The organism is Burkholderia sp. MSMB1459WGS (genome assembly GCF_001534535.1).
GTDB lineage: Bacteria > Pseudomonadota > Gammaproteobacteria > Burkholderiales > Burkholderiaceae > Burkholderia.
In genome coordinates this window covers 165,354-179,982 of record NZ_LPMU01000008.1, presented here as the reverse complement: position 1 = coordinate 179,982, position 14,629 = coordinate 165,354, and the positions used below count along the sequence as shown (strand labels likewise).

Sequence of the window (14,629 nt, the reverse complement as noted above, 5' to 3'; positions counted from 1 at the left end):
GTCGACTCATCAACCAGACACCAATGGTCCACCATGCGAAACATACTCGATCTCGTACTCACCGCTGCGCGGCATGCGCCCGATTCGCCAGCAATCGTCTTCGCGAGCACCAGTCTGAGCTACCAGGAACTGGCAACGCGCGCTAACACACTCGGCCGTGGCCTCGTCTCGATAGGACTTGTGCCGGGCTCACGAGTCGGCATCTTCCTGGACAAGCGCATCGAAACGGTCGTCTCGCTGCTTGGTGCGGCCGCCGCCCAATGTGTGTTCGTTCCCATCAATCCGCTTCTGAAGCCCCAGCAGGTCGCCCATATTCTGCGTGACTGCGGCGCGAGCTGCCTAGTTACGAGCGCATTGCGCGCGCGCCTGCTCGCCGAAAACGGGTTGTGTGGCGTGCCACATACGATCCTGATCGACTCAATCGATGTGACCGAGCATGCGCCCCACGGGAATGACTGCGTTCACAGCTGGGGTGCGTGCGTCAGTGCTCACGCTTTCGGCCCGCCGAGCGACACCGGACCCGTAGCAGAAACGGCAATCGACACAGACCTGGCAGCTATTCTGTACACATCGGGCTCTACCGGCTTGCCCAAAGGCGTGATGCTCAGTCATCGCAATCTGCTCGAGGGTGCGTGGAGCGTCGCCCATTATCTGCAGCATACAAGCTGCGACCGCATTCTCGCGGCGCTGCCGCTCAGCTTCGATGCGGGTCTCAGTCAGCTCACATCCGCGTGGGCGGCCGGCGCCGCCGTTGTCCTCGTCAATTATCTCAGCCCACAAGACGTAATCGACGCCTGCACGAGAGAACGTATCACCGCCCTCACGGCTGTGCCGCCGCTGTGGATGCAATTGACGCGCGCGAGCTGGCCGCACGCGGCTCGCACCACACTGCGCTATTTCGCCAATACCGGCGGCCGACTACCCGTTCCGATATTGCACCGCCTGCGCACACTCTTTCCCCAGGCAAAACCTTATTTGATGTACGGGTTGACCGAGGCATTCCGCTCCACCTATCTCGATCCGTCCGAAGTCGACCGTCGCCCTGACTCGATCGGCAAGGCCGTGCCCAACGCGCGAATCCTAGTCGTGCGTCCGGACGGCACACCCTGTGCTCCCGGCGAGACGGGCGAGCTCGTCCATGTAGGCGCGTGCGTGACAATGGGCTACTGGAACGATCCGGCTCGAACGGCCGAGCGCTATCGGCCCTCGCCCGAAGCCAAGCCGGGAGGAGCCATACCGGACACTGCCGTGTGGTCGGGGGACCTCGTACGACGCGATGAAGAGGGCTTTCTTTACTTCATTGCGCGCAACGATGCGCAAATCAAAAGCTCGGGCTACCGTATCAGCCCAGAGGAAATCGAAGAGACCGTGCATCGCAGCGAACTGGTGACCGAAGCGGTCGCCGTGGGCGTGCCCGATGATGCGCTGGGCGAAGCTATAGCGCTCGTTGTCGTGCCGGCGGCAAAACCCTTTGTCCCGCAAACACTCATGGCATGGTGCACGCAACATTTGCCGAGCTACATGGTGCCGAAGCGCATCGTCGTGCGAACCGACGTGCCGCGTAACGCTAACGGCAAGTTTGACCGCCCAGCACTGCGAAATGCGCTCGCCCAATCCATAGCTCAAGACCAAGCGAGGTCCGTATGAGTGCGTCGTTGATCAACCGTAGCAGCGCCTTTCCAGCGGAAGGCATCGACGTCGCCCGCCTGGCTCACTGTGCCGGATCGACGCCTTTTTTTGCCTACGCGCGCGCAGCGATCGACGCCCGTGTGCGCCTGTTGCGCGCAAAGCTTCCGGCTTCGGTCCATTTGCATTACTCCGTCAAGGCTAACCCGATGCCGGCGCTCGTGCATCATCTGGCAACCCGCGTCGATGGGTTTGATGTCGCATCCGCCGCGGAGATGGCGCTGGCGCTTAACGCAGGCACACCGCCCGATCAAATCGGCTTTGCGGGGCCGGGTAAGGCGCGCGACGAGTTGCGACGCGCGGTGGCCAACGGTGTGAACGTTCATATCGAGTCCGCCACTCAACTGCATCTGGTGACCGCGATCGGTTGGGAACTGGGCGTGCAACCGAAGGTCACCCTTCGCGTGAACCCGGACTTCCACGTCGGCCACAGCGGCATGCGCATGGGCGGGGGTGCCGCCCAGTTCGGCGTCGACGTCGAACAAGTGCCGGCATTGCTGCAGGAACTTGCCGCGCGCGAGGTGACATTGGCCGGTTTTCACATCTTTTGGGGATCTCAGTGCTTGCACGCACCAACCATCGTCAAAGCGCAGCAACACAGCGCGGAGCTTGTTATAAGGCTTGGCCGCGATTTACCGACACCGCCCCGATATGTGAATCTCGGCGGCGGTCTCGGTATCCCCTATTTCGACGGCGATAAGCCGCTTGATCTGGATGCGGTCACCCAGCCCATGCATACGTGGCTCGCACAGCTCCAACGGGCGTTGCCCGGGGCTGTGCCCATCCTCGAGCTTGGGCGGTACTTGGTTGGAGAAGCGGGTATCTACGTATGTCGCATTATTGACCGTAAAGTCTCGCGCGGCACCACCTTCCTCGTCACCGATGGCGGTCTGCATCACCATCTAGCGGCCTCCGGCAATTTTGGACAAGTGTTGCGCCGCAATTTCCCGGTGCTGCTCGGCAATCGGCTCAACGATCTACCGGTCGAGCGGTGCCACATCGTCGGATGCTCGTGCACGCCGCTCGATCGCATCGCCGACGATGTGCTGCTCCCGCGCGCGCAAATTGGCGACTTCGTGGTGGTACTGCAATCGGGCGCCTACGCCCGCTCGGCAAGTCCCAGGGACTTTCTCGGCCACCCCGAGGCAATCGAGATGCTCGTCTGAATTCCGTACACGGAGAACTGCGATGCGCCAGCCCGACTTTTCGTTATCCGACCTCGCGCCGCACTCGTGGCACCTGTCCGAGGATCAGCGCGCACTCGTCGCGGCAAGCCAACGTTTTGCTCGCGAAAAACTTGAGCCGCTGCTCTCACAACCTCCGTCGGAAAAGGCCTGGCACGAAATCGTCGAGCAAGCGGGTGCACTCGATCTGGGTACCATGATTTTGCCACTGGAGCTCGGCGGCATGGCCATTGACCACCACGATCTGTCCTGCATTCTCGGTGCGCTGGGCTGCGGGCCGATCGAGCGCGTCGTGCAATTGACGCAAAGCATTCCTGCACTCATGACGCTGCGCGCGCACGATGCGCTTCGGTCGCTCGGTTGCGCCCGAATCGGCGAATACTTCGACGGCACGCGCCCGATTGCGCTTACCGTGCCCGATTTTCGCACCGCCACACTTTGGCGCCTGTGTGAGCACACCAGCCCGTCAGCGCGGACATTGATTCCCGCGCCGGCTGCACCTGGCATTACCCTAGTCGAATCGACGTGTGCCCCATCCAGGCTCGCTCGGCAACCCGTCGCCTGCCTTGGCGCACTCACGCTTGAGCAGTTGCGCTGCGACGACGCTTTGTACGCCGCTGTGCTGGTCACGCTCGAGCGCCCTGACGCGCACGGCGTCTCGCCGACCCAGACGTGGCTTACCAACACCGCGCTCTATTTGTCAGCCCTGCTCAGTGGCACCATGCAGCATGGCGTGACGTTTGCGCTGGGCTACGGGGCAGAGCGGCAGGCATTTCGCAAACCGTTGGTGATGCATCAACGTGTCGCTACGCGCTTGGCCGATATGCTTATTGCCGTGCAAGGCACGCAACTCTTTGTGCGCATGCTCGCGCTTGCCCAGCCCGGCACATCATTGGCACTGGTGCGCCAGCTAGCCCGACATGTCGCAGCCGAATCTGTCGAATTCACGCACGAGCTCGTTCAGTTCTGCGGCGCTCATGGCTATGTCGAGGGACTGGCGCCTGCTGCGCGCCTGACAACATGTCACTGGTTTGCCATGTTGCTCAGGCAAGTCGATGCAGCGCTCGGCGAGCTCGATAGTCTGTGCTCACCCCGCTCGGTACCGGGAGCCTAGCCATGAACGAGGAGAAACACCCCCGCCGGCATTGCAACTCACCCTCCAGAGTTGCCGCGAGATCGTCGATTGGTTGCTGGCTGCGCGATGCAAATTCAGAAGACGTTCGCGATATCACGCGCTGGCTTGCACGCCCGGAGATCGCGCAGTGGTTCGATTTCGGACTGGGTCGGCAAGGATTGAGCGCACTCGCCGTTCAGGCGATGGTGCAAAGCGAGCGGCACCGCATACGCGTATTTGGCTCGCTCGGAACGGCCGAACCGAGCGGTCTGGTGGCGATTAGCGATATCACGCATCGCTTCGGTTTGGGCTCGTTCTGGGTGCTGCGTGACCCTTTGCGCCCCGCTTGCGCGAACATGACGTTCGACGCTTCCCGGCGCGTGCTGCGCGACGGCTTCGAACTGGATCGGCTGCACTGCATCAGCGCCTGGGCCGTTCAAACGAATGTACGATCACAACGCCTACTCACACGCCTGGGCTTTGGCCTGATCGGCCTGCAGCGCAACTGCCATGTCATCGCCGGCCAGCGCGTGGGGCGTCTACTCTACGATCTGCTCCCGGACAATCTCGCCTGACGCGCACCACGATGTCGCCAATCATTACAGCACTCAGTACCTATGTGCCGCCCGCCATGGGGCTCACGCGCGCGCCGCGATCGACAGAGGCTGCGCTCACCGCGTCACACACCACGACTCGCACCGGCTGGGATGCCTGGATCGAGTCCTGGCGCGCTGACTTCGGCGCATTCGATACACCGGTGGCCTGCGTCGAGGATGTTATTGATCACCACGCACGGCCGCTTCGTATTCCCGTTGAACGCGACGAGCAGCTATCGGGGCTCGCCGTGCGCGTGGCCACGGAGATACTCGCTACCCGGCATCCGGCTGCTGTCCCCATCGATATCATTGTGTTTTGTCACAGCAGCGTCGATGAGCACGTATCGACCACAACGGCGGGGCGTCTGGCAAGCGTGGTAGGACCATGCTTTGCGTTTTCGATCTCCCAGCAGCATACTGTCTCGCTATTTTCCGCCTTGCAGCTCGTCGGGGACCTGATGGTCGCTGAGTCCGATGTGCAGTGTGCGCTGATTGTCGCCGCAGAAAAATGGACACCGCCGTTTTCACGATGGACCGCGCAGGGAGCAGCGCAAGGGGATGCCGCAGCCGCCGCTTTGCTTGAGCGGGCCACGGCAACGACGCGCGGCTTTCGCGTGATGGACGCACAAGCGCGTCAATGCCCGGTGCGGCCCGGCCACCCGTTTGGCCAACGCTCATATTTCGATTCCGCCTCGGAGCGGACTGTGCTGGAACTCATTGATGCGATGCTCGCGCAACACGCGCTCGCGGCGTGCGATGTCACTGGCATCGGACAGGATCTCAATCCGGCACCTACCGAGCGCGTATTGCATCATCTGGACATGAAGGCGCGCGCCCACGCGCGCTGTCATGATGCGCACCTCGGTGCAGCAGAACCAATCATCCAACTGACAGAGAGGCTGGAGGCCAACACACTACCTACACGCGGTCCTGTCCTGATATGGGGGATGAGCGTGTGCGGCTACGTGGGCTGCGCCCTGCTCGACGCGCGCGGTGCGCCCGCCATCTCGCGTGAGCCCGGTCGGAGCAATCGATGACGGACGTGTCAATCGGTATTCCGTACGTCGCATACTATCTGTCCGAGCGGGTCGACACGGTCCGGGCGTGGGGCCGCCGTACGCGCCAGCCCGACACGATCATCGCAAAGCTCGAACGATCAGGTGTATGCGATTTTCACGTGGCATATGAGCAAAGTGCGCTAAGCCTTGCGATCAAAGCCGTCGAGTCGCTGTTGCACACCGCGCCGATCGCACCAGACTCGATCGACTATCTCCTGTACACCCATACGCTACAAGGCAGCATCGCACCACCGCCGCAGTCGCTGCCGCGCGCGCTATGCGAGCGATTTGGATTCACCCGCGCGCAGTCGTTTTCGTTTGCCCAACAGCACTGCGCGTCCTCGCTCGGCGCGCTGCGAATTGTGCGCGCGCTATTCGCCGCGCACCGCTCGCTCAATCGCGTGCTGCTCGTCGGAGCAGACACGATGCCCATTGAGGCAGAGCGCCGCATGGGTACCTCCGCGCTCCTGGGCGACGGGGCGTTTGCCGCAACGATTGAGCGCCACGCCCATATCAACCGCCTTGTTGCGATAGCCACGCATGCCACCGGGCAAGGTTGGCGCGGCATGCTCGACCAGGCCGATCCGAATTTCGTCGCCCAATACCAGCTTGCCGCCAGAAAGCTCATCACGCATCTCGCGAGCAATGCCCGGATCGCGCTAGCCGATGCGTGTCACATCTTGCCGCCGCATCTCGACCTGCCGTCGTGGCAGCGGCTCGTCCAGTCGCTCGGTCTGCCACTTGCGCGTCTTTTTATTCGCAACTTCTCGCGCATCGCACACGTGACGGTGAGCGATCCCTTTATCAACCTTGCCGACTGCCATGCGCTCGCGCCAGGCACCCCGCTCGTGCTCTACTCGCAGGGTGTAGGCGGCTTTTCCGCGGCAACGCTACTCATTCATTAGGCACGCCGTTCGAATGCGGCCAGGGGCAAGCGCGCAACCTGAGGTCCGGATATAGCGAATACCGTTCCTGTGTGCTGGTTGGTTGCTCGTGGATGTATCACGACATTAAATATTGATACCCACGATTGGCCCACAAGCATCTAAAATAATGACAGGCAACACGCATATATTCGTCACGAGTAAAACAAGCGCCATTGCCAAACATTGTGTTGTTTGAGCCTGAATTTTGCGCGCATGGTCATCACGCGAGTCCGATGCGCGACGATTTTCTGCGAGGGACATCGGTGGATCAGATCTTTCCCTGCAGCGTGGGCAACACGCCCGTCGCGGCGCTGCAACCTTCACACGCGATTGCGCGATGGGCGCCACTGGCCACATCCTTTCTCGATACCGTGGATCTCTCGTCACTCGCGAAGCTCTTCGGTGACGTGGCCGCTTCGTTAGGGTTTCCTCGTTTTGCCGTCAGCCGGCTCTCGCGCGCACGTGCTCGCTCGCGCGTAGCGATGGCCGTCGACACACTTTGCGCACGCTATCCCGATACTTGGGTTTTTCACTATGCGAAGCACGACTATGGTCCGGTCGATCCCGTTCATCGCATGGCACTTGTGCACGCCACACCCTATCGCTGGACCGATATAGCGGGGTTAAACCACATCGAGCAGCGCGTGCTCGACGAAGCGCGCGAGGCCGGATTGGCCAATGGGGTAAGCATCCCGATTCACGAGCCCGATGGCAACATCTTGCTCGTCAATCTCGCAAGCCCCTCACCGGAGATCAAGACCGAGGTCAGCTTGCGGCTCGCAAGCCTCATTAGCGCATTGTTTCATCAAGAGCTGAATCGATTGGCCCGCCCGCGCTGTGTCAGCCCCTTGCCCAAGCTATCCCCGCGCCAAAAAGAATGTCTTTCGTGGGTCGCGCGCGGCAAATCATCATGGGAGATTGCAGGCATTCTCGGTATATCGCCCCATACGGTTGACTACCACATCGACGAGGCAAAGAGGAGCCTGCGTATCAATAGCCGAACCGCCGCGGCCGTGTATGCGGCCGCCCGCGGATTGATTCTAGTCTGATCGGCAATTCATCTGCCCGGCGCGCCGTATCATCTCACGCGCCTTCTCGCGCATGCCTTACGCTGTCGGCCTTACGCTGTCGGAATACTCGATGCGTCTCGCGCACACACATCGCAGCGACACCTAACGTTCGCACTCCCGTGTGCGCACCCGCACGCGCCTTTTGCGACCTACACCCTCCCTATATCACTAGTTCCGTTCAGACTGCCTGCTTGCTAGCGTGACACGGTTTCTTTAGTGCGAGGGAAAAACCGTGCAATCGATCTTTGCAGGCAGGCTTGTCGATATACCCGCCACGTTACGCCATGGCCTTGGCGAGTTCCGATATAAAGTCTTCGTTAAGCGTCTCGGTTGGCAGTTGCCCAATGCCGATGCCGTCAAGACCACCGAGTGGGACCACTTCGACCAAGGAGATACGATCCACGTCGTGTTACTGGACTCGATGGAACAAGTCTGCGGCTGTGCGAGGCTGATGCAAACGACCAGACCGTATTTGCTCCAGACGCTGCACGCACCTTCACCGAATTGCGTATTACCCGTCTCCCCCACCGTATGGGAGCTATCTCGGTTTGCCGCCAGCACCCGGCACGTTCGGTCAATGGGTCGCTCAAACGGGATGCAGTTCTTCCCACCGGTCCTCGCGATCGCAGCTTCATTAGGTGCAACGCGCATTATCGGTGCGCTCTCTCACGCGATAGCGCGCCTTTACCGCCGCGCCGGGCTTGAACTCGAAACCCTGCCAATCGCCGAACGTGCGAATGCGGCGAACTATCTCGTCTGCGCCATCAATCTCAGCGCTTCGACGTTCGAGCGTTTTGGCTGCGATACCAGCGCGTTGCTACGCAATGTGACCTGGCTCAGCCCGGGCTCTGTCGCCTTGTTTGCGAGCTCGGCCGGTCATACCCCATCCCATGATCATTGAGCATACAACCGTTCGCAAAGTGACCAAAACCCGTTGAGCGTTGTGTTCCGTGCCGGCCTTAAATCGCGCGGCAATTTTGCATCCGGAACGCAAGTCCGTGGTCGGCTCAGTGTCGCTGCCCGTGACGATGATGTCGGCGATCCGCGTCTTTGACCCAATCGGGGCGAATTGCCGACGCGTATGCCTGACCGCTGCGAGAAGCTTCACCGTTAGTTTGAGCGGCCAGCCCCAGGCGCGCATCGATCGCATGCGCGACAGCAGAGGATTTGGGCAGGCGCTGAGGATCGCAGTCAGCCCAGAATTCGAACATGCTATCGAACAACACGGACAGAATACTCGTTATATAAGGCAGCTTTACAGTGATGAGACTATCCGACGAATCAACATTGACGAAGGCGTTGGAATTCGATATTACGTTTCCGCACACGCCTGTGCGCGCCGCGTCGAGTTCACGCTGCAACCTTGTCTCAACATCACAATGAACGATCGAGAAATTGACGATGACCCGAGTCAACCTGTCAAGCTCCTGGGTCTTGAGCCCCAGGCAGTTTTGCAACCGACCGATTTCCAGTTCCGCAAGCCGTAGTCGCTCGCGCAACACCGCGCATTCGTCAGTCGGCAGCGTGCACGCCACCTTCTCATCGGATTGACACGTATTCTCACGTTGCTCCATGGATTTACCTCAACCTGAATGCGAACATTCTCGATTCGGGTCGGCACTCGCTCACCACGAGCCATTTCGCTTGAGACGGCCCGCTTGCGTCACACGCCCATTTGACTGTACTGCCGCCCGTCCATATCGCAGTCACCATCGAACGTCGGGTGCTTGCCACGGCATTGTTGGTTCGTGTATCGCGGATCGTCAACTACCAAACTCGGGAGGATAGAGGCGTTCGATCTTCGTGACAAAATGTCATTCGCACGTATCACACATCGTTCTTTAAAACGTATTACCAAAATTTCGCTTGATATTTCTGAAATTGAAATTGTTTGCAGATATTTTACGATGACGTTGTAAATTTTCCATGCAACACCGGCTGATACCGGCGAATTCATGTCGGCGATTGAAATTTAAACTTATGTAGCCACATCGTATTTCTCGCGCTTCACGTGTTTGAGTGTGACATTACCGTCTATAGTCGCAGTACATCCGACAGGAGGAACTTCGATGGCAACGTATCTCGAGCTGAAAACCCAAGCGGAACGACTGATGCAGCAAGCGGAGCAAGCACGGCAAGCGGAGCTTGAAACCGTCCTGCAGGAAGTGCGCGCCCGCGTGGCCGAATATGGAATAACGCCTGAGCAAGTCTTTGGGCGTCGCCGGGCGGCATCTGGCACACGTACAGCTCAAAGCAGCGTGTCACCCAAATATCGTGATCCAAAGACAGGCGCGACGTGGAGCGGTCGCGGACGCGAACCGGGCTGGATTAAGGGTAAAAGGCGTGAGCGGTTCCTGATCGAGCAGGAGTAAGCACGCTAGATGGCCCGCGGCGCGAAATACCGTGCTCGCGGGCCGTATCAGACGCGTTCGTTACATGCAATGCGCGATGTCGTCGTCTTACCGCGATGCCTCACGTGCCCTCGGCGTGCCCGCCGCGCAGCTATGCGGCCCGCACGACGCTCATTGATTTAGCGCGCGGAAAAACACGCGATACCCGCACGATGCCAGCCGAGAACAACTGCCGACGACACCCAACGAGATTGGCATCGCCACGCGACAATGAGTAGCGCTACGTTTGACATGTTGGACCCGCATTGCTTCTCAGACGCCGTGTGTCGTAAATTGAAAGCGCGGCAAGCTACACGGAGCTAACCGTACGGGCCGATCCAGTGGAAGCGCGAACGACCGCCTTCGACATGTCCCATCCGTCGCGTCATGCCTGCTTCTTGCCCTTGAGTATGAACGCAGCTGCCGTACACCCGATCATCGCGATTCCTGCGATCAAGAACGTATCGCTGTATGCCATGAGCAGCGCCTCGCGCATCACGCGCTGGTTGACGAACCCGAGTGCCAGCTCGTGCACACCGGAGATCGACCCGCCGGGCAGCACGTCCGCGCGCGGCGCATGCACGCGGGCAAGCAACCGCGCGAGCATCGCCATGCGTTCCTGGAACGCTTCGGAAAACGGCGTGACCGCCTCGCCGATGCGCATCGCGTGCAGTTTCTGTCGCTCGACGACGATCTGGCTCATCACTGCGATGCCGATCGCGCCGCCCACGTTACGGACCATGTTGAACACGCCCGACGCGGAGCCAAGCTGCGCCTTCTCGATCCCGTCGACGGCCATCACGGCCAGCGCGATCACGACGAACGACTGCCCGATCCCGCGCACGATCAACGACGGGACGATCACGTTCGACGCCGCATCGGCGTCGAGGTGGATGTTCATCAGGCAGCCCGCGGCGACCAGCACGAAGCCGAGCACGATCGTCGTACGCGGGCTCGTGCGGCGCATCAAGGGCGGTGTCAGGAACGACATCGCGAACTGCACGAGTCCGTACGGAATCATCGCGAGACCGATGTCGCGCGCGCTGTAGCCGTGCAGCTCGGCAAAGTAGTTCGGCACGAGAAACACCACGCCGAACACCACCGCGCCGAACAGGAACTGCATCAGGCTCGCGATCCCGAAGTTGTACTGGCCGAGCAGCCGCAGGTTGATGAACGGCTCCTTGCGTCGCAGCTCGATCGCGACGAACGCGGCCAACCCGAGCCCCGCGACGATCGATAGCTCGACGATCATGTCCGACGCGAACCAATCCTTGCGACCACCCTCCTCCAGCACGATCTGTAGCGCGCTCAAGCCCACCGCCATCGTCGCGATGCCGAACCAGTCGGCACGCCTGAGCATCCCGAGCTGCACGGGTACGGGCCGGATCGCCCAGCCGATTGCCGCAACTAGCGCGATCGCCGGCGGAATCTGCAGATAGAAGATCCAGCGCCACGAATACATGTCGGTCAGCCAGCCGCCGACCGACGGGCCCGCCGCCTGCGCGACGTTATTCGCGATCGCGAACAGCGCCATCCCGAGCGGATGTTTCGATGGAGGCAACTCCGTGACGATCAGCTGGAACGACAGCGGAATCAGCACGCCGCCGAACGCCCCCTGCAACGCCCGCGCGACGATCATCGTCGAGATGCTCGGCGCGACCGAGCACGCGAGCGAAAACGCGAGAAAGCCGGTGGCGCCAACCAACAGCACACGTCGCGCGGAAAACACCTGCACGAGCCAGCCAGTGAGCGGAATCACGACGATCTCGGCGACCAGGTATGCAGTGGTAATCCACGAGCCTTCCTCGAAGCTCGCGCCGAGCGAGCCGCGAATGTCGGGCAGCGACGCATTGGTCACGTGCACGTTCATGCCGGCCATGAAGCAGCCGAACACGCCGCCGAGCACCGCGACCCACGCGCGCAGCGAAACAGTGTCTTCGTGCTCGGCCTGCACGGTCGTCGCGCTCACGAGCCGGCCCCCTGCGTGCCGCGCGTGTCGACGCGCGCGATCACCGACATGCCGGGCCGCAGCACGACGCCGGTCGGCGGCGCATCGACACGGATCTTGACCGGAATGCGCTGCACGATCTTCGTGAAGTTTCCCGTCGCGTTGTCGGGCGGCAGCAGCGCGAACTGCGCGCCGGAGCCCGGCGCGAGGCCAATCACACGGCCGTGCAGCGTGCGGCCCGAATAGGTGTCGACGTCGATCTCGACGGGCTGGCCGTCGTGCATCGCGCCCAACTGCGTTTCCTTGAAATTCGCGACCACATACACGTCGCTCAGCGGCACCACCGCAAGCAACGGCATCCCGACTTCGACGTACTGGCCCGCCCGCACCGCGCGCTGGCCGACGCTGCCGTCGCGCGTCGCCCGGATCACCGTGTGGTCGAGATCGAGCTGTGCGAGCGCCAGCTTCGCCTGGGCGGCTGCGAGCCGCGCACGCGCCTGCGCAATCGCCGCCGTGCTTTGTTCGCGACGGCGCTGCAACACGGTCTGCTGGTCGGTTTGCACGCGCACGGCCGCGCCGGCACGGGCCAGCTCGGCGCGCGCCTTCAGCGCATCCGCATGGGCCTGCTCCCAGCGCTGTCCGCTCGCGGCGGATTCGGCCAGCAGTTGCTTGTAGCGCGTTGCATCGGCATCACGCCGCGCGGCTTCGGCACGCGCGGCGGTGGCATCGGCGTCGGCCTGCGCGATCTGGCTGCGCTGCTGGCCGATCTGGGCGTCGAGCGTCGCGGCCGCGGCCTGCTCGGCCTGCAGCGTCGCCTCGGCCGCCGCGACGGCGGCCTGCGCATCGTCGACCTTCGCGCGATAGTCGCTATCGTCGAGCCGCACGAGCACGTCGCCGCGCTTGACCGGCTGGTTATCGTCGACGGCGACCTGCGTGACGTAACCCGACACGCGCGAGCTGACGGTCACGACGTCGGCGCGCACATACGCGTCGTCGGTGCCCTCGATGAAACGGCCGACGGTCCACCAGTGCCAGCCGAACACGGCGAGTGCGATGACGGCGAGCACGACGCCCGCGGCGATCAGTTGGCGCCGGGAGAACCGGGCGGATTTGGCTTTTTCGGGTACGGCAGTCGTGCTCATGATCGAAATGATGGGTTGGCGTGCAAGAGAACGGGCAGGGATGCTGCGAACGCGGCCGGCTATGGTTGCCAGCCGCCTCCGAGCGCCTTGAACACGGCGACCTGGTCGAGCGAGACCTGCTGCGTCGACTCGGCCAGCGCCGAATCGACCGCGACGAGGCTGCGCTGCGCATCGAGCACGCCGAGGAAATCGAGTGCGCCGGCCTCGTAGTTCAGCTCGGCGAGGCGATAGGCGCGCGCATGCTCGGCGCGCGCGGTTTCGAGCGCGGCGCGGCGGCGCCACGCGGCGCCGTAACGAGCCAGCGCCTGCTCGGTTTCCTTCAGCGCGCGCAGCACCTGCGCATCGAACTGGGCACGAGCGAGCGTGTCGTCGGCGCGTGCCTGCGCGAGCCGCGCGCGGCTCGCCGCCATGTTCGGAAAGCGCCACGTGATCAGCGGGCCGACGCCCCAGGCGATCGCGTACTTGTCACCGAGCGTCGACGGATCGCCGCCGGTCGACAGCCAGTTGACCGAGCCGCCGAGCGAAATCGACGGATACAGCTCGGCCGTCGCCACGCCGATTCGCGCATTCGCGGCGGCCAGCTGACGCTCGCTTTCACGCAGGTCGGGACGGCGGCGCAGCAGCGACGCGCCGTCGCCGACCGGGAACGGCCGGGCGAGCACCGGCGCGGTACGGCAATGCGCGACGGCGTCGGGCAACGCGCCGGGCGCACGCCCGGTCAGCACCGCGAGTTCGTACAGCGCGGCGCGGCGCGAGCCGACGAGCGCGGGCAGATCGGCGCGCGTGTCGTCGGCGAACGCGCGTGACCGCGCCACTTCGAGATCGGACACGAGCCCGTGCGCGCGCTGCTTCGCCGTCAGCGCGGCCAGCCGGTCCGCGATCCCGACCGACTGCTGGGCCACGTCGATTCGCTCGCCATACGCGCACACTTGCGCATACGCGGCCGTCGTCTCGGCGGCCACCACCACGCGCATCGCGTCCGACGCGGCCTGCACCGCGTCCGCATCCGCGCGCGCGGCATCGACCAGATGACGCACGCGGCCCCACAGATCGACTTCCCACGACAGCGAAAACGACGGCGCGAAGCCCCAGCGCGTATGCGCATCGGTGTCCTTGGCCGCCGCGACGATCTGGTCGGGCGCGTGCTTGCCGTAATCGACGCCGAACCCGGCCGTCGTATCGGGCATCCGCGCGGCGCCGGCCTCGTCGAACACGGCACGCGCGCGTTCGACCCGCGCCACGGCCACCGCGAGATCGCGGTTCTGCGCGAGCGCATCGCGCACGAGGCCGTCGAGCACGGGGTCGTCGTAGAGGCGCCACCAGCGTTGCGGCGGCTCGCCCGCCGCCGCGGCCGGCACGTCGGCCACCGCGTCGAACGGCCCGGTGCGCGCCGCGTCGGACACGGGCGGCCGGTACGGCTCGCCGACCGAACACGCGGCCAGCGCGGCCGATGCCAGCAGCACGGCCGCACAGGTGGCGCGCCGCACGCGCGGCAAGCGTGTCTCGACGGCGGGA

The 14,629-nt window shown here is 63.0% G+C and carries 13 protein-coding genes; 9 read left to right on the top strand and 4 right to left on the bottom strand.

Going from position 1 to position 14,629, the window contains the following annotated elements; all coding sequences use genetic code 11:
* Positions 1-33 precede the first annotated feature (33 nt).
* The 8 genes from WT97_RS04285 (at position 34) to WT97_RS32145 (ending at position 8,535) form a co-directional block, all read left to right on the top strand.
* On the top strand, positions 34-1,647 hold the full coding sequence (locus WT97_RS04285) for an acyl-CoA ligase (AMP-forming), exosortase A system-associated (RefSeq protein ID WP_060352943.1): 1,614 nt from the start codon (positions 34-36) through the stop codon (positions 1,645-1,647).
* Entirely contained in the window at positions 1,644-2,852 is a 1,209-nt protein-coding gene (locus WT97_RS04280; RefSeq protein WP_060352942.1) for a pyridoxal-dependent decarboxylase, exosortase A system-associated, read from the top strand. Before WT97_RS04285 ends, WT97_RS04280 begins: the two co-directional genes overlap by 4 nt.
* Positions 2,853-2,874: 22 nt before the next feature.
* Positions 2,875-3,984, top strand: coding sequence for an acyl-CoA dehydrogenase family protein (locus WT97_RS04275; RefSeq protein WP_060352941.1), 1,110 nt, complete (start codon positions 2,875-2,877; stop codon positions 3,982-3,984).
* A 2-nt stretch (positions 3,985-3,986) separates the two neighbouring features.
* Complete coding sequence (locus WT97_RS04270; protein WP_060353068.1) at positions 3,987-4,559, top strand: GNAT family N-acetyltransferase; 573 nt, start codon at positions 3,987-3,989, stop codon at positions 4,557-4,559.
* 11 nt (positions 4,560-4,570) lie between these two features.
* Positions 4,571-5,617, top strand: coding sequence for a hypothetical protein (locus WT97_RS04265; RefSeq protein ID WP_082751325.1), 1,047 nt, complete (start codon positions 4,571-4,573; stop codon positions 5,615-5,617).
* Positions 5,614-6,543, top strand: a complete 930-nt coding sequence (locus WT97_RS04260; RefSeq protein WP_060352939.1) for a 3-oxoacyl-ACP synthase — start codon at positions 5,614-5,616, stop codon at positions 6,541-6,543. The genes WT97_RS04265 and WT97_RS04260 overlap by 4 nt, the downstream gene beginning before the upstream one ends.
* A 254-nt stretch (positions 6,544-6,797) precedes the next feature.
* Positions 6,798-7,613, top strand: coding sequence for an autoinducer binding domain-containing protein (locus WT97_RS04255; RefSeq protein WP_082751324.1), 816 nt, complete (start codon positions 6,798-6,800; stop codon positions 7,611-7,613).
* A 253-nt stretch (positions 7,614-7,866) separates the two neighbouring features.
* The gene (locus WT97_RS32145) at positions 7,867-8,535 is read left to right on the top strand and encodes an acyl-homoserine-lactone synthase (RefSeq protein ID WP_082751323.1); all 669 of its coding nucleotides are present in this window, start codon (positions 7,867-7,869) and stop codon (positions 8,533-8,535) included.
* A gap of 106 nt (positions 8,536-8,641) precedes the next feature.
* Here the strand turns inward: WT97_RS32145 and WT97_RS32140 are convergent, their stop codons facing one another.
* Entirely contained in the window at positions 8,642-9,208 is a 567-nt protein-coding gene (locus tag WT97_RS32140; protein WP_082751322.1) for a hypothetical protein, read from the bottom strand.
* A gap of 495 nt (positions 9,209-9,703) precedes the next feature.
* Between WT97_RS32140 and WT97_RS32135 the strand changes: the two genes are divergently transcribed.
* Complete coding sequence (locus tag WT97_RS32135) at positions 9,704-10,006, top strand: H-NS histone family protein (RefSeq protein WP_082751321.1); 303 nt, start codon at positions 9,704-9,706, stop codon at positions 10,004-10,006.
* A 403-nt stretch (positions 10,007-10,409) separates the two neighbouring features.
* Here WT97_RS32135 and WT97_RS04245 read toward each other — a convergent pair whose 3' ends face one another.
* From WT97_RS04245 to WT97_RS04235, 3 genes are read right to left on the bottom strand one after another with little or no spacing between them, the layout of a single operon-like run.
* Positions 10,410-11,993: a DHA2 family efflux MFS transporter permease subunit gene (locus WT97_RS04245; RefSeq protein WP_060352937.1), complete on the bottom strand. Its 1,584-nt coding sequence runs from the start codon at positions 11,991-11,993 to the stop codon at positions 10,410-10,412.
* Positions 11,990-13,114 carry an HlyD family secretion protein gene (locus WT97_RS04240; RefSeq protein ID WP_060352936.1) on the bottom strand — a complete coding sequence of 375 codons (1,125 nt, stop codon included), beginning with the start codon at positions 13,112-13,114 and terminating at the stop codon, positions 11,990-11,992. Before WT97_RS04240 ends, WT97_RS04245 begins: the two co-directional genes overlap by 4 nt.
* Before the next feature lie 59 nt (positions 13,115-13,173).
* A complete protein-coding gene (locus WT97_RS04235; RefSeq protein ID WP_257128462.1) occupies positions 13,174-14,601 on the bottom strand; it encodes an efflux transporter outer membrane subunit in 1,428 nt (475 codons plus the stop codon).
* Positions 14,602-14,629 lie beyond the last annotated feature (28 nt).

Excerpts from the sequence above, each read along its gene's own strand:
- WT97_RS04285 (WP_060352943.1), top strand. The coding sequence starts at position 34 with ATGCGAAACATACTCGATCTCGTACTCACCGCTGCGCGGCATGCGCCC.
- WT97_RS04280 (WP_060352942.1), top strand. The coding sequence starts at position 1,644 with ATGAGTGCGTCGTTGATCAACCGTAGCAGCGCCTTTCCAGCGGAAGGC.
- WT97_RS04275 (WP_060352941.1), top strand. The coding sequence starts at position 2,875 with ATGCGCCAGCCCGACTTTTCGTTATCCGACCTCGCGCCGCACTCGTGG.
- WT97_RS04270 (WP_060353068.1), top strand. The coding sequence starts at position 3,987 with ATGAACGAGGAGAAACACCCCCGCCGGCATTGCAACTCACCCTCCAGA.
- WT97_RS04265 (WP_082751325.1), top strand. The coding sequence starts at position 4,571 with ATGTCGCCAATCATTACAGCACTCAGTACCTATGTGCCGCCCGCCATG.
- WT97_RS04260 (WP_060352939.1), top strand. The coding sequence starts at position 5,614 with ATGACGGACGTGTCAATCGGTATTCCGTACGTCGCATACTATCTGTCC.
- WT97_RS04255 (WP_082751324.1), top strand. The coding sequence starts at position 6,798 with ATGCGCGACGATTTTCTGCGAGGGACATCGGTGGATCAGATCTTTCCC.
- WT97_RS32140 (WP_082751322.1), bottom strand. The coding sequence starts at position 9,208 with ATGGAGCAACGTGAGAATACGTGTCAATCCGATGAGAAGGTGGCGTGC.
- WT97_RS32135 (WP_082751321.1), top strand. The coding sequence starts at position 9,704 with ATGGCAACGTATCTCGAGCTGAAAACCCAAGCGGAACGACTGATGCAG.
- WT97_RS04240 (WP_060352936.1), bottom strand. The coding sequence starts at position 13,114 with ATGAGCACGACTGCCGTACCCGAAAAAGCCAAATCCGCCCGGTTCTCC.